The sequence below is a fragment of the Bacteroidota bacterium genome (assembly GCA_017303975.1).
Taxonomy (GTDB): domain Bacteria; phylum Bacteroidota; class Bacteroidia; order JAFLBG01; family JAFLBG01; genus JAFLBG01.
In genome coordinates this window covers 85210-102218 of the sequence record JAFLBG010000002.1, presented here as the reverse complement: position 1 = coordinate 102218, position 17009 = coordinate 85210, and the positions used below count along the sequence as shown (strand labels likewise).

The 17009-nt window shown below is 33.9% G+C and carries 9 protein-coding genes; all 9 read left to right on the top strand.

Features of this window, described 5'->3' with window-relative positions; genetic code table 11:
- The first annotated feature begins 258 nt into the window (after nt 1–258).
- The 9 genes from J0M08_01435 to J0M08_01395 all read left to right on the top strand — a co-directional run bounded on the left by J0M08_01435 (nt 259) and on the right by J0M08_01395 (nt 16900).
- Nucleotides 259–2460, top strand: a complete 2202-nt coding sequence (locus J0M08_01435; GenBank protein ID MBN8701703.1) for a gliding motility-associated C-terminal domain-containing protein — start codon at nt 259–261, stop codon at nt 2458–2460.
- 323 nt (nt 2461–2783) lie between these two features.
- Nucleotides 2784–4661 (top strand): T9SS type A sorting domain-containing protein, encoded by a 1878-nt coding sequence (locus tag J0M08_01430; GenBank protein ID MBN8701702.1) that lies wholly within the window; start codon nt 2784–2786, stop codon nt 4659–4661.
- Between the two features lie 132 nt (nt 4662–4793).
- Nucleotides 4794–6668, top strand: coding sequence for a T9SS type A sorting domain-containing protein (locus J0M08_01425; GenBank protein MBN8701701.1), 1875 nt, complete (start codon nt 4794–4796; stop codon nt 6666–6668).
- A 132-nt stretch (nt 6669–6800) separates the two neighbouring features.
- Nucleotides 6801–8711, top strand: coding sequence for a T9SS type A sorting domain-containing protein (locus tag J0M08_01420; GenBank protein ID MBN8701700.1), 1911 nt, complete (start codon nt 6801–6803; stop codon nt 8709–8711).
- A gap of 407 nt (nt 8712–9118) precedes the next feature.
- On the top strand, nt 9119–10291 hold the full coding sequence (locus tag J0M08_01415) for a hypothetical protein (protein ID MBN8701699.1): 1173 nt from the start codon (nt 9119–9121) through the stop codon (nt 10289–10291).
- Between the two features lie 430 nt (nt 10292–10721).
- Nucleotides 10722–13364, top strand: coding sequence for a gliding motility-associated C-terminal domain-containing protein (locus tag J0M08_01410; GenBank protein MBN8701698.1), 2643 nt, complete (start codon nt 10722–10724; stop codon nt 13362–13364).
- A gap of 9 nt (nt 13365–13373) precedes the next feature.
- Nucleotides 13374–13565 carry a hypothetical protein gene (locus J0M08_01405; GenBank protein ID MBN8701697.1) on the top strand — a complete coding sequence of 64 codons (192 nt, stop codon included), beginning with the start codon at nt 13374–13376 and terminating at the stop codon, nt 13563–13565.
- Nucleotides 13566–13924: 359 nt separating this feature from the next.
- Nucleotides 13925–14857, top strand: a complete 933-nt coding sequence (locus J0M08_01400; GenBank protein MBN8701696.1) for a type IX secretion system membrane protein PorP/SprF — start codon at nt 13925–13927, stop codon at nt 14855–14857.
- 96 nt (nt 14858–14953) lie between these two features.
- On the top strand, nt 14954–16900 hold the full coding sequence (locus J0M08_01395) for an OmpA family protein (protein MBN8701695.1): 1947 nt from the start codon (nt 14954–14956) through the stop codon (nt 16898–16900).
- The last annotated feature ends 109 nt before the right edge of the window (nt 16901–17009 follow it).

The following is a 17009-nucleotide window of genomic DNA, read 5'->3' as shown; positions in this document are numbered from 1 at the left end:
ATTGTTAGGTTGTTATGTTTATTTTTTGGGGTTGTATAACCTTATTTTCTAAAATATTGATGAGCTTTCTTTTATATGCTAAGTTATATTGAAGCATACAATATTATTATCTAGATGTATAAATTTAAAAGTCAATTATTGATTTCTAGAATAGGTTCTCGAGTAATAATTTTCATCTTGTTTTATCATTTAAACATTTCTAATCTATGTGCTCAAAAAATATGTTTAACAAATAGTGATTTTGAGGGAGTTCCCACAATGCATAGTCCAGCTCCAGGGTGGCATACTGCTAATGGAGCTACTCCAGATATTTTGCCTGGCCATTGGGGAATAACTATGCCGGCATCATTAGGAAATACATTTCAAGGTCTAACTGGCGATTATTCTGGAAGTTGGTGGGAAAGGGTTTGTCAGCCAGTTCCTGGGTGTTTGAAGGCAGGTGTAGAGTATAAATTTACTATCGACCTAGTCTTACTTTTTTATTATCAGCAAAATGCGGATACGTGTATGTTTCCAAAGTTTGCCATTTGGGGGGGGAATAATTGTAATCATCAGGCAGAACTTCTTTTTGACACAATTATTAATAATACAAGTTGGAAGAGTGTTGAATTTAAGTTTACCCCTACCCAAACATGGTGTTATTTAACCATGGGGTATAATGGTCAAGTAATTAATCCAAAAGCAATTTGCAATTCTTCTAGTTACAATCCTTATCTTGGGTGGACATATTGTGGGATTGACAATATGAGTTGCATCGTATCAGAAAAAGAGATTAAGAAAACCGATGTAACCTGTAATTCAAGTTGCGATGGAACAGCACAAATAAAGATGTATGGAGGAGTTGCACCCTATAGTTATTTATGGCAACCCGGAGGACAAACAACTGATAGTATATCAAACTTATGCGCAGGAAAATATTACGTAACAGTAACCGATTCTGTTGGTGCACTATTTGTTGATTCGGTAGCAATAGCACAACCACCTGTAATAGCTATTACATCAACTGTTACTTCCACATTTTGTAATAGAGCAGATGGCGCAATTAGTTTATCTGCAACCGGAGGTGTAGGCAATTATCATTACAGTTGGTCTACAAATGCAATTGGATCTAACCAAACGGGTATGTCATCTGGAACATATGCGGTAGAGGTAAGTGATAGTGCTTTGTGTAAACTAATTTCTGTATATACCATAACCAACACTCCTGGGCCACAATTAACAATATCAGGAAAAAGTGTAAGTTGCTATGGTGGAAGTGATGGAATGGTATGGGCTTCAACTCAAGGAGGAACAGGTGTCATAGATTATTCTTGGTTAGGGACAAGCGAAGAGAACGATTCATTGTTTTTTTTGCAATATGGAGTTTATTCAGTTACCGTAACTGACCAAGTGGGTTGTTTTGATGTAGATAGCTTTACGGTATCAGAGCCGCTGGTATTAATAGCAACAACTTCAGGCGCAAGTAGTTTATGTGCAGGAGATAGTATTGTAATAGGTTCAAGTGCAACAGGAGGAACAGCCCCATTTTCTTATAACTGGAATAATGGAGCTTGTACTAATTCTGTAATTACAATAGCCCCTGATAGTACTCAAATAGTAACCCTAGAAGTAACAGATGCAAATGGTTGTATTGCATCAGCATTGCAAAGTATAACAGTAAATGCACTACCGGTTGTAACCTATACTAGTGATGTATCATCTGGTTGTCCCTTGTTATGCAGTACTTTTAGCATAAGTACATCTACTCAAAATCTAATAAATACCTTTTGGAGTTTTGGAGATGGTGGCACTAGTACATTATATACTCCCATGCATTGTTATACAGAACCAGGAGTTTATAGTACAACTGTATCTGTAAAGGATATAAATGGGTGTCAATCAACATCAGTTATTCCCAATCAAATTACTGTGTACAATTCTCCTAATGCAGACTTTAGCCTATCATCCAGCGTAGTATCTATAACCAACCCTATAGTAGAAATTAAAAATACATCTACCGATGCAAGTAAGTGGAAGTGGAGTATTGAAGGGGAGGGGCCAGATAGTGTTAGTTGGAATATGTTTAAAACGTTTGATGATACAGGTAGGATTTGTGTGCTATTGGTAGTAGAAAATGCACATACTTGTAAAGATACAACCGAGCAATGTTTAACAATCACAGAAGATTTTGGTTTTTATGTTCCCAATTCTTTCACTCCAAATAGCGATGGAATTAATGATTTGTTAAATGGAGCAGGAATAGGTATAGCCGAATACCAGTTATGGATATACGATCGTTGGGGGCAAATGATCTATACTACACACAAAACCAATTCTCCCGAAACAGCGGTTCCGTGGAATGGTAGAGTAAATAATGTATTAGAAAATGTGCAAGAAGATGTGTATGTATGGAAAGTACAACTAACAGACATTTTTGGTAAACACCATAACTATATAGGACACGTAAGTGTCATTAGGTAGTGACCGCTATAAACTAGTTCTCATATTCAATTTGAGTTAAATTGTGTTTTTAACTCCCCAAATACTCCCTCGGAATTTTAATGAATGTTAAGTAAAACACGTGTATTTGTGCACCCATTAATTTTATTCAATTCAAGTGTTAATAAATAGAGTTTGTGAAAAAAAGAAAAATGATATTAAATCTAATCATCAATTTTTACTTTCCTGATTTTCAAACTATTGTAAGCAGTTGCCCTATTAATTCAAGCTTATCTACTTTTTTTTTGCTTTGACACAGATATCCTTTTGGTAGTTTATTTGCAGCATAAACTTAAACCAAAACCATGAAAAAGCAAACAATTAAATTGGCTGCACTAGCATTGCTACTAGCGGCTTCAGCAAAAAATGAAATTAATGCGCAAGCATCTGTTGCGTGGCGAACTCAATTGAATAATAGTCCATTCACTTATTTTGAGGGTGTTAACGATTATCAATCCTCATCTGAGGCTGTTATCGATACGTTGTCTAATAAAATTTACAGATTTGGATTTGATGAGAAAACTTTGAAAGATTTTGATCCAGGTGTAGGAAAAGTAATGAAAAGTGGTGCTGTTGTTGCTGCATACTCATCTAATACTGGCGCTCTTGATTGGGTGAATAATTTAACCTTGGTAAGTAAATATGGGGGCATATCTATTGTTAAGATAGTTCCAATAGGGAAGCAGAAAGGTTTATATATAATTGGAAGCTTTTCTGGCAAGATAAAATATCAAAACACTTCATTTACTTCTACAAATACTCCTAGTGCAATTACTGAGGGTATTGATGTGGACGACCTTTTTGTGTTAAAGATTAATGAAAATGGAACATTGATAAAATCATTATTCCTGAAACCAGATGTGATGTATCCTGGAAGTTTTGCTATGTCTACTGCAGCTGTTGATGTAAACGGATCGTTAGCAATTGTGTTCACAAATTATACTTCTGCAGTAAATGGTTATTTAATAGATCCACTTTCTTCTACTAAGCAAGTGATTTTAGGGCCAAATGATGTTGGAATTGTTAAGTACGATTCAAATTTGAAATTTATTAATAGTAATAAAATAGTTTCATATGGCGAAGAGTTTTCTGTTGATGGAATATTTTTTGATGGAAGCAAAAATTTTATTATTTCGGGAGTTGATTTTGGTCATGGATTCAATCAAAGTCAAACTAGCGTAGATTTTGATGCGAAACAATCTGGTGCACAAAAGCTAAACGGACTACCGGGAAGATACATTGCGAAATACTCTCCTAGTATGCAATTGTTATGGACTAATTCATTTACACGAACAGTTAATTTATCGTTGACACAAGATTTTTTTCTTAGAACAAATGTTGATAAGCAAGGTAATATATTTGTTTCAGGTATTTTAGGTGATCAGTCATGGGGAGGATTTAACACTAGTATAGATTTGTCGGCTACTAAAACTCTACACGGACCAGTGAAAGATAGTCTGAAATTATTTGTAGCTAAATACGATAAATTAGGTACTTTAAAAACAGTTTATTCCGAAACAAAATATGGTATAAAGGGTCCAGAAAGTTCCGTGGATGAATTAAGTTTTTTTATAGACTCAAAAAATAATGCCTATTTGTCTTGCATAGTGAATGATGGACTTTATATGTCGAAGTTGAATACGGCAGGAAACTCAATTACCAGGATTTGGAAAAACAGCATTTTTAATGTTAATCCATCAAAGCCAATTCAATCTTTTCCAACTATTATTGCAAATAAAAATGAGGTGTATCTATTTGCTAATCTAGGTGATGGGCATTCATTAAATACGTACAAAGATTTAGTTAATAACCCATTGTCTAAATTTTCTGTAGCAAAAGGAGCTGCTGATGTAGTAATAAAGTACACTTTAAGTGGTACTGCTTTATCTCCAGAAGAGCAAATAGAAGAGAACAATAATGTAGCCTATAAAACAGGTTTGGAAGAAAGTTCAATGAACGTATCGGTATATCCAAATCCTGCTACCGATTTTGTAACAATTAAGGTAGAGAGCACAGAGAATACTACAGCTACAATTTATAACTACAGTGGAGTAGCAGTAAAAACTATTGCTCTTGCCGAAACAGAGACAAAAGTGAATATATCTGAACTGCCAGCAGGAATGTACTTTGTAGAGGTGGTGTCGAACGGGAATAAAGAAGTAAAGAAAGTAATTAAACAATAAGTAATATTAGTTTGCCAGTTTGCTGGTTTGTTAGTTAGGGTTAGGTTAAAACATTAATAAACCGGTGAACTGGAATACTAATTATGCCTTTATGAAAATTTGCTATAACAACTATAAACTTAAACCAAAACCATGAAAAAGCAAACAATTAAACTAGCTGCGCTAGCATTGCTATTGGCAGCAAACACTAAACAACATGTAAACGCACAGGCTACGGTAGCTTGGAGAAATGTATTTGATGCAACTCCCTATACTCAAAATGAAGAAGAGCGGGTTGCTTCAAATGGTGTACTTGATACGCTAAGTAATCAAATTTACAGATATAGTAGCGATGAGTACGATGAGAGTTTTACAATCATAAATTTTGATGTTGACCCATCTGCCGGCAAAGCTATTAGAGAAGGCTATACAATTGCTGCTTACGATGCTAACTCTGGTAAATACAAGTGGGCGAATGAGCTAAAAGGGTTCAATCAATGGGGAACACCTATCATTGAGGATATAGAAGCTATTGGCGCTCAAAAGGGGTTATATGTAAGTGCTAGTTTTTCGGGAAAAATTTCCTATGGAACCAAAGTATTTAATGGTACGTTTAATCCCACGTTACATTCAAGTAATCCTGATGATATTTTACTAATGAAAATAGATGAGAAAGGCATTCTATTAAAATCTGCTGTTATTAAGCCTATTGGTAATGTTACAAATCAATCTCGTATATATTCTTCCCAAATAGCCGTTGATCCTAATGGGAACCTGCTAGTAGTGTTTGAAGCAGAATCGTGCAAATTAGATTTAGATCCGGGAGCAGGAGTAAAAAGTGTTACAGCATTAGATGGTGAAGTTTTTATGGTTAAATACGATAAAAATTTAAATTATTTAAATCACAATAAGATTGTATCAAATAGTTTGAGTCTTCATATACAGGATGTGAGCTTTGATGCTAGTAAAAACATTATACTAAAAGCATCGGCTTCTCAAGACGGGGGCACATTTACTGTTGATTTAGATAGTAAACAAAGTGGTATGCAAAGTTTACCAGCTGTTAATTATGAATTGCATAATCAATCTGTAATTCTCATAAAATATTCTGCTAATATGAATTATAGCTGGTCAAACATACTGAAACACTCTGAAACCGAACCTATGTACATGTTTAATAAAACAAAAATGAAAGTCGATAATATGGGTAATATTTATATAGCAGGTTTGCTTGAGCAAGGAGAGTATTTTCAGTATAACGGCACTACTAGTATTAATAATGCAACCAATATGCTTATTATGTATGTTGCAAAATATAATAAACAAGGTGCTTATCTAGGAATGTATCAAGAACAAAAGCCATTACTTGTTGGCACTTCTGGCGAATTTGATTTTACAATAGACTCAAGGAGAAATATCTATTATACAGTGTTTTTTGATAATAGCTTGTATATGTTTAAACTCAAAACTAATAGCACTACTAACTCATTTGCACAAATTTGGAAAAATAGAATATCTCCAACAGTTGGATCTTTAAATCAAGATACTTGGATGTTTGGTCTTACTGCTTTAGCAAACAAAAATAGTTTCTATTTACTATCTGCAATGACAGTTGGAGTGCATTATAAAGAAGCTGCAATTCTCTCTAACAATCAATTTGGTGTTGCCGCAGCTCAATTTACAGATTATAAAGATGTGATGATAAAATATACTCTATCCGGTTCCGCCCTATCACCTGAAGACCAAACAGAAGAAAACAACAGCATAGCGTACAAAACAGTAGTAGAAGAAGCTACTACCAATGTGGCTATCTATCCTAATCCGGCTACCGATTTTGTAACAATTAAGGTAGAGAGCACAGAGAATACTACAGCTACAATTTATAACTACAGTGGAGTAGCAGTAAAAACTATTGCTCTTGCCGAAACAGAGACAAAAGTGAATATATCTGAACTGCCAGCAGGAATGTACTTTGTAGAGGTGGTGTCGAACGGGAATAAAGAAGTAAAGAAAGTAATTAAACAATAAGTAATATTAGTTTGCCAGTTTGCTGGTTTGTTAGTTAGGGTTAGGTTAAAACATTAATAAACCGGTGAACTGGAATACTAATTATGCCTTTATGAAAATTTGCTATAACAACTATAAACTTAAACCAAAACCATGAAAAAGCAAACAATTAAACTAGCTGCGCTAGCATTGCTATTGGCAGCAAACACTAAACAAAATGTAAATGCTCAAGCTACTGTAGATTGGAAAAATTCATTTCAATTTCAAGTTGCATCCGATAATGGATACGCACCACAACCTCATGTCAGCATGTATTGGGGTGAATCTGCTATCGATTCAGTATCAAATCAGTGGATACGAATTGGATACGCAAAAGATGCAATTGATGTGAATCCGGATGTCTCAAAAGCATTGATTAATCCTAGTCTCGACAAACCTAATATAGCTGGTGTAGATTTCGACTTTATGGAAGAGGGCTCAATACCTTATAGTTTGGGTACCCCCTTTTTGGCTTCATACGCAAGTAACTCAGCAGGAAAATACCTTTGGTCGAAAAAGTATGTTATAAATGGTAATAATTCTGCTGTAGAAGCAAATGCAATTTGCAATATTGGTAACTCGAAAGGAATGTATGTAGCTGGACTTTATACCGGAAAATTTAAGTATGAAAGTAAACAGTTTTCATCAATATATAATCGCTCCAACTTATATGTTTTAAAGCTCAATGAAAATGGTACAATAGCCAAAACGTTAGATCTTCCTCTTAATACTATGCCAAGTGAAGCACATCTAAGCGATATTAAATCGGATAAATACGGTAATTTATTTGCGATATTAAATATAGGATACATTGAAGGTAATGGCTCACACAATATAAACTTTGCAAATGGAACTTCTGGTGTTGTAAAAGTAAAAAGTAATGATGCTGTACTATTGAAATTTAGTTCCTCGTTACAATTTTTATTTGCTCGAAAAATTGAGGCAAAAGGAAATCAACTTGGTTTAAATTCTATTCATTTAGATAAATACTCAAACATTATAGTAGGTGGGATTTTTTCAAAAGGTTCTGCAAGTTCAAACTCTTATATAGACTTTGATCCATCTAATTCTGTTTCAAATGTTACAACGCAAGGAAGTGATGGTTTAGAAGATATTTGTATTGCTAAATATACTAGCATTGGAAATTTTGTTTGGGCCAAAGCTATTGATGGTGGTGTAACCAATAATTTGTTTGAAACAGCAAAAGTAGAAGTTGATAAGCTTGGTAATATATTTGTAAGTGCTTATACAAATTCACCAATCGATATAAACCCAGATGTTGTAGCAACCAATAAGATAGTATCTAATAAAGTATACATTGCAAAATACGGCCCAGCAGGCTCCTATATTTGGAGCAGATCGCATAATGCAACTTCTGATTATTTAACAAATAACGATTTAGAAGTAGATACAGATGGAGATCCAATACTTTTATATTCGGAATTATATGCCAGCAATAAAACCATTCCACATCTAATAAAATACAGTACGTCTAATGGTGTAACTAAATGGAATAATCCTATTTATAACGCAAATGCTTACTCAGGAGATTTGATGTATAAAAATGCGCAAATTCTTACATATAAAAATAGTCTTTTCGTATCAATAGAACTTCACGGATCGTTTAACCTACTTTATTCGGGAGCCAATAATTTGATAAATCCGAACATAACATTTGAAATGTATCGTCCTGCCATGATTAAATATTCTTTTAGTGGCAGTGCCTTATCACCCGAAGAACAAGCAGAAGAGAGCAACAGTGTAGCCTATAAAACAGGTTTGGAAGAAAGTTCAATGAACGTATCGGTATATCCAAATCCTGCTACCGATTTTGTAACAATTAAGGTAGAGAGCACAGAGAATACTACAGCTACAATTTATAACTACAGTGGAGTTGCCATAAGAACAATTGCACTTACCGAGACAGAAACAAACGTGAACATCTCTGAACTACCAGTAGGAATGTATTTTATAGAAGTTATTGCGAATGGGAATAAAGAAGTGAAGAAAATAATTAAACAATAAAAAGTTAGAAGGTTTAAAAAGTTGGGGAGTTTTAATGTCTAACTCGACTTAAACCTTCAACTTTATTTTGGAACAACAATTGCAGATGAAACAAACTATTAACAGGAAATAAAATTATAAAATATTGCCAATGGTGGTTTGTTTAAATAAGTCCAATTTGCATTGATTGATAAAGGGTAGGAGATTTTGATTTTCTATAAATCATAAAGTACTATTAAAGTAAAACTATGGATTTTATCTGCACAACTTATTGGCAATAATAAATCGAGTGCTTATAGTTTTATACAGGTGTGTTTTTTATTCAGTTGAGTGCTAGTTGAAGCTTTGATTTTAAGAAGTATTAACGAGTAGTTTTTGGTGTTTTGTATGTAAAATGATTAATAAGCAAAAATTAAAATATTTATATTATGAGGTTTTTTTTTGTTGTGTTTTTAGTTTTCTTAATGTATACAATTGATGTGTTTTCTTGCTCTACAATTGGTCCCAATGACCCATCAACAATACAAGTTTTAGCAAGAAGTGGTTCCAGTTCAGGGTGGTCGAATTCAACTAATTTAGCTACGTCAAATAATAGTTACGCATCTAATACATCTAATCTAGCATCATCTGGTAATTATACAGATTACATCATAGCTAGAAATTTTGGCTTTACAGTCCCAGGAGGCTGTTTTGTTAGTTCAATAACGTTTTCAATTGAGATTAGTAATCCTAATGGAAGTACTCCTAATATCATTGATGACCAAGTAAGATTATTGGTAAATGGAGCAATTCAAGCCCCTTGTAATGCTGCTTCTGGAGCAAATTGGCCAACTTCTGATACGTATCGTACATATACATTTAGTTTAATGGATTATTGTGGTAATCCGGTAGATGTAACTTCTTCATTTTTTGGAATCGCGATATCTGTTAAAAGGGGGACAGGTTCTGGAACTGCTATTGCTCAAATTGATCATGTTTCTGCAACGTTAAATTTAGATACAGGAATTCCTCCTTGTGGTGAAGCGTGTCCAGTAAATTTGGGGCTCCCAATTGAATTGACAGATTTTTCTGTAAGTAATAAAATGAATCAAGTCGTTCAAATTAACTGGACTACAAACTCCGAACTAAATAATAACTACTTTACACTAGAAAAGTCTATTGATGCAATGAATTTTAAACCTATAGCTTTTTTAGAAGGGAAGGGGAATAGTTTTGTGATAAACAATTATTCATACCAAGATTTTGATATAATTGAAGGGGTTTTCTATTATAGATTAAAACAAACCGATTTTGATGGAGAGTTTTTTTATTCTACAATCAAATGGGTTGAAATAGCTAAAATACAAAAGAATCAAGTGTTATATGATATTGAAGGTGGACTCATTTATATCTATTTATATCAAGATTTTTCTTGTAAAAGAGCTAAACTAGAATTAATAGATGCCTTTGGAAGAGCTCGTGCTGTGCCTAATGAGTGTTCCTATTTTTCAAAAGGAAAACTGGTTTTAGATGTAACGTGTATAGATATAAATTCCATTGCCTTAGCAATTAATACAGACAACACTTGTGAGGTCTTAAAGATTAAAAAAATTAGTTATTAGATTTTTAGGTTTCAATTGGATATTTTTTGAGTAAGGATACTTAAAGCATAAATTACTTTCAACGTGTTTTTTATTTGGTTTTATTCAACAAGGGCTTGTTTGTGTAACCTTATCTTAATTTTCTTATTCTGTTGATATACAGTGTTTTGTTTTGTTTTTGCGTGTTTTTGTAGCCTTTTTTTAATGGAAAATGGGTGGAGAGTTTATTAAAAAGAGATTATATTGATAGTAAAATGTTTGAATAATTTGAATAGCTAGAAACATAATGATTATAAGGTCTATTAAACTTCCCCTTCTTATTATACTATATATACTAGTATTCTGTTTTGCACGAGCCCAAAATAGCAATAAGTCTAATGTTTGGTATTTTGGGCAGAATGCTGGACTTGATTTCAATAGTGGTTTTCCTATACCATTAGTAAACAGCCAAATGGCAACTGATGAGGGCTGTGCTTCTATTTCTAATTCTGTTGGTCAACTTTTGTTTTATACTGACGGTCGAATTATTTGGAATAAAAATCATACGAAAATGTCTCTTGCAGACGGAACATCTTGGAATAAAATGCTTTCAGGAGATGAGAGTTCTACCCAGTCTGCATTAATAACTCCTTTTATTGGCGACACTAATAAGTATTTTGTATTTACCACAGATGGAGCTAGTTCCTTTCCTAATGTAGGTCCACAAGGCAAGTGGGATGGATTGTATTACACAGTAGTAAATATGAATTTAAATGGTGGGTTTGGAGATATTGACACCAGTTTTTTATCTACTCAGTGTAATTATATTTCTGGTTCAAATAAAATTCAATTGCTCGATTCGGTAGATGAAAAAGTTACTGCTGCTATACACTCAAATGGCCATGATTATTGGATAATTACGCAACATCAACCCACAAGCAATATTTATGCATTTCATGTTTCATGTCAAGTAAGTTGTACGCCAGTGGTAAGTGGCTTTGGTGTTGGTTGTGCTCCTGGAAATGGTGCAATATCAGCATCAAAAGATGGGAAAAGTATTCTTATAGCAAACGCAGGCACACTTCCATGTGCTAGCTATCGTGGTGCTCACATTGTAGATTTTAATAATCAAACAGGTGCTGCTTCTAATATGCGAGTATTATTACCGAATGTTTCTTGTTATGGTGCTTCCTTTTCTCCCGATGATTCTAAAATTTATTTTACTCAGTATACTGGAACATATACTTTGCACGGCTTTGATAGGTTTGCTACAAACATTGCTACATCAATTAATTCTGTTGTTTTACCATTTCAGCCTGGTTTAATACAGGAAGCCTCAAATGGGAAATTATATATAGCAGAGCGTAATTCAGGCACAATATCTGAGTTGTCTTCTCCCAATAATTATTTATCTCCTGGGCTATTTGTTAATGCTATTGCGTTAGCAGGTAAACAAAGTAAGTTAGGGTTGCCTAATACATACAATCGTTTTTTTGTTTCCGCTATAAATTATAATTACACGATAAGTGATACTTCTATTTGTGCGGGGGACTCCATTTCAATTGGTGTAGCAACAGCATCGTCCAATAATACCTATTCTTGGTCGCCTACAAGTGGTTTAAGTAATAGTGCTATTGCTAATCCTAAAGCAAGCCCAAATGCAAGCACTCTGTATGTTTTGTCTATATACTTGCCGTGCGATACCTTATATGACACACTTCAAGTAAACGTAAATCCAAAACCCATTGTAAATCTTGGAAATGATACAAGTTTTTGTAATGGGAATACAGTTGTTATTAATGTTCAATCCCCTACAAGTAGCTATTGGTGGTCTACAGGAGATACGTTAGGTGCCATAGTTGTAAGCACATCTGGAATTTACTCTTCTACAGTTACCAATCAATTTGGCTGCAGTAATTCTGATAGTATTGATATTGTAGTAAACCCTTTACCTATTCTCTTGATTAATTCTGTTGCCATTTGTAATGGCAATACAGCGACCTTAACAGCTGCTGGAGCTCTAGCCTACAGTTGGTCTAATGGTGCTTCATCTTCTGTTATTTTAGTTGCTCCATCTATTTCTACTACTTATACGCTAACAGGAACAGACTCAAATGGCTGCATTTCTGATACTACAGCATCTGTTGTTGTAAATCCATTGCCTACACCGTTTATTATTTCTGTACACGAAATATGTATTGGAGGCACAATAAGCATGAGTGTATCCGGCAATTATAATATAACATGGTTTAATGGTTCTACTTCAAATGTTGTAAGTAGTATGCCCGCTTCAACAACCACCTACTCCTTGCTTGCAACCGATAGTAATGGATGCACAGCAACAGCGGTTAAAACTATTTTGGTAAATCAACTTCCAGTTGTTTCATTTCAAGCGCTGAATGTATGCCAAGGGAGTTATGCTACTATTAATGGAGTTGGTGCAAGTTCTTATAGTTGGATTACACCCAATAATGTATTTTCTGGGAATGTATTCCAATTACAAATAGATTCTTCGACTCTAGTTACAGTTATTGGAACAGATACCAATAACTGTGTCAATACATATTCTCAAACAATATCACCTATGACAAAACCCATTGCTGATTTTGATATAATAGTAATAGATTCGCTGTGTAGTTTCTCTTCGCTTGTAATAAACCATTCAATAAACGAATATTTTAATAAGTGGTATTTAAATGCAGAACCAATTTCATTCGACCGTAATTTAACACTTAGCTTACCATCGATTGGTTCCTATAGTTTAACACTTATTGTAGAAAGTGGTTTAGGGTGTCTCGATACCACACAAAAGCAAATAGAAGTTAAGGAAGATTTTATTAGTACACTATATATTCCTAACTGCTTTACTCCGAATGGTGATGGTGTAAATGATACATGGGGTGTAGAGTATACGTGCATGAAAGAACTTAAGTGTGAAATTTATAACAGGTGGGGAGAAAATATAAAAACGTTGACATCGTTAAGCGAACGATGGGACGGGCAATACAATGGAGGTATGGCTGAAAGCGAAGTTTTTGTTTATAAAATCATAACTACAGACAACGCTAAAGAGAATAAACAAGCCAAAGTTGGATATGTTACCGTGTTACGCTAAGAATATGGAATGATTTTAAAGCCGTTTGTTGTTACTCGAAAAATACATCTTTATTTACCTAAAACAGCTCAAACATGGAATGACAGAGTCAATAATATTTTAGAAACTGTTCAACAGGATGTGTATGTCTGGAAAGTACAACTAACAGACATTTTTGGCAAACGCCACAATTATGTGGGACATGTGAGTGTGATTAGGTAAATTAAAATGAATAAACAGTATGCTTACCGAATTAACTTATGCGATTTTGACAAAAAATACTTATAGTCAGCCAGTTGTGTGTATTTGCATTGGTTAAAGGTTGGAGTATTTGCTCATTTTTAGAAAGAAATTGGTGGAAATTAAATTGTTATTAGTGTAAATTGGAACAAAGTAGATTAATAAAACGGTGAATAGCTATGCTGAATATTGTTACAAAAAGCAAACAACAGTACTGATAGTCAAATCATTGTATTTTTTTTAGGTGATAGTCCTAATTTTAGAATACATCAGAAAAGGTAACTATGTACTTGAGATATCTAAGTTTTATTGATATATTGTGTAACGAAAACTAAAATATTATGAAGAAAGTATTACTAGGCTCTATTTTGTTTTTAGCTATTGCTATTACATCCTATTCACAAAATAGATTTAACATGTCCCAATACATGTTGCATCAAGCATTTGTAAACCCTGCAGCTATTGCAAATAATAATTTTATGAATGGGGCTATTTTTCATCGTAGCCAGTGGGTTGGCTTTGATGGTGCGCCTACTACTACAGGCTTGAATTTTACATTGCCCGGAAAGAGTCAGAAAAGTTTTTATGGTATAAATATCATGAATGATAAAATTGGCGTGAATAAAGCGTTTGAATTAGCCGGAAATTACGCCTATAGGGTGCAAGTAGCTGAATCTAAGTATTTAGCTTTTGCATTGGCTGCTAATGTAAATTTTGTGCAAAGTAATTTTGCTGCTGTAAATACAGATCAACCTAATGACCCTTATTTTACAGGTAATACACCCACTTTTGTAATGCCTAATTTTCGTTTTGGTACCTACCATTTTTCGCCAAAATATTACGTGGGACTTGCCATCAATAATTTATTAGAAAATAAAGTTGAGTTTCAAAATGCTTACAAAGGTCAAACTCAGTTTAATGTAAGTGATTTTCACTACTACATTCAAGGTGGATATTTATTTAAAATTTCCGAGAAATTTGATATCGGTGCATCTACCATGATTAAAAACGTAAACAACTCTCCGTTGCAAGTTGACTTAAACGCGCAAGCTATTTATTTGAAAAAATATGGTTTCGGATTTTCTTACAGAAGCAGCAAAGAGTTGGTAATACTTGCTAATGCAGCTATTACATCAAAAATACGTTTAGGATATGCGTATGATTTAGGATTCTCTAATCTTAAAAATTACAACTCCGGCAGCCATGAAATTATGCTTATTTTTAGCATGAACGAGGAGAAACTAAATGTTCGTCCTTTTGCCCCAAGATTTTAATTATATTTATACCCAATTAATAGACCTTTTCCCTTGCTAATAAAATAGTTGCGAGTTGTATAGAAGGTTTTTAGAAATAACACCCAAATACTTATTATGAAAAAAATTTTTCTCGCTCTTTTTACATTCGTTTCTTTTTTTGCTTCAATTAAAGCACAGAGTAAAGAACAAATTAAATCAGCCGATAACTATTTTAAAGAATTTAAATACTACGAAGCGCTAGATGAGTATTTAGAGATGGTAAAGGACCCTGCTGCTGCAAGAAATTACTATGTAAACAAGCAAATTGCAGAATGCTACAGACGTATTTTTGATTACGAAAATGCAGAAAAATGGTACTCTAAATTGATGGTTTTTAAAAGTGATGCAACTCCTGATATTTATTACAACTATGCTCAAATATTGGTAAACAATGAGAAGTATGCCGATGCAAAAGCCATTCATCAGCAGTATGTAGAAAAATCTGGGAAAGGACCATTGGTGCAAAAAACATTTGAAGAAAAATGCAATTGGGCTATCCAACATAAAGATTCGGTAAAGGAGTTCAATTCGTTCCTTACCAATTTAGAAACCGGTGGTAGATACATGGGAATGGAGTTTTACAATAACGGATTAATTTTTGCGTCTCCATTGGGGAATGAGTTTAAAATGGAAACGGTGTATTACGATATCGTTTTTGTTCCTCAAAAAGATTCATTAACATTCAATAAAAAAGAATACACTTTCAATAAAATAAATGAAATTTATTACGATGCTACGCCCTGTCTATCTAAGAATGGAAAGACATTGTATTTTTCGAAAAACGGAAGCCGGTATAAAAAATTCTCTGTAAACAAGGCTGATAAAGCAGGTGTAAACAAATCCGGATTATCTACTTTAGGGATTTACTCCTGTAAAAACAAAGAAGGTGTTTGGGAAGAGTTGAATGTATTAAACATCAATAGCGTACAGTATGATTGTGCATTTCCTGCTCTATCCGAAGATGGGAAAACACTTTATTTTGCAAGCAATATGCCTGGTGGTTTTGGAGGATTCGACTTGTACAAATGCCAATTTTTAACTGACTCTACGTGTACTAAGCCTGTTAATTTAGGCGAAGGCGTGAATACGGCAGAAGATGAAATTTACCCGCAAGTAGTAAAAGACAAATTTTATTTTGCATCCAAAGGTAGAATAGGTTTTGGTGGTTATGATTTATACGAAGGTGTATTGGTTGGAGAGGATGTGAAAAATATAAAAAATATGGGCAAGCCTTTCAACTCTTCTAAAGACGATATTTCTATCGTGTTTCATGAGAAAGGAAACAAAGGATATTTTGCATCCAACAGAGAAGGAACCCACGGATACGATAGAGTGTACTATTTTAACCAAAAAATAATTATTGATACTATCTCAGGAAAAGTAGTAGACAGAATTACTAAAAAACCTATTACCGGTGTATCTATTGATGTGTACGAGTATGTAAATGGTAAGCCGGTTTTCTTAAAACAAATAGTTACTGCGGATGATGGAAGTATTAATTTTTTATCCGATCCTAAGAAAGAATACAAATTTGTATTTAAAAAAGATGGTTATCAAGATAGAGAAATATTTGTGCCTACCGCAGATTCAAAAAGAAAGCCATCTCGCAAGCAGGTGTTGGCAGAGCTTGAATCTACAGGGTTTGATATGACTCCGGTAATGAAGAAGAATACTGTTATCCGAATTGATAATATTTATTTTGACTACAATAAAGCATCGCTTCGTTCAGAATCGTATGCTATACTTGAAAATTTAATTAGTGTATTGCAAGAGAGCACAGAGGTGAGAGTTGAGCTAAGTGCACATACGGATGCCGCTGGTGGAGATGCATACAATATGAAACTATCTCAAGCTCGTGCACAAACATGTTTTGATTATTTGGTTGGCGAAGGTGTTGATAAGAGTCGTTTAATTCCGAAGGGATATGGCGAAACTAAATTGTTGAATAATTGTAAAGATGCTACCAAATGTACGGAAGCAGAAAATCAGATAAACAGACGTGTAGAGGTAAAAGTTCTATAGTACGTAACGAACCATTATTTAGCTTGCTTGTTTTATTAAAAGCAGCAAATGAAATAAAATTAAAATAAGAAAGCCTGCACCAGCAGGCTTTCTTATTTATAAATGGAAT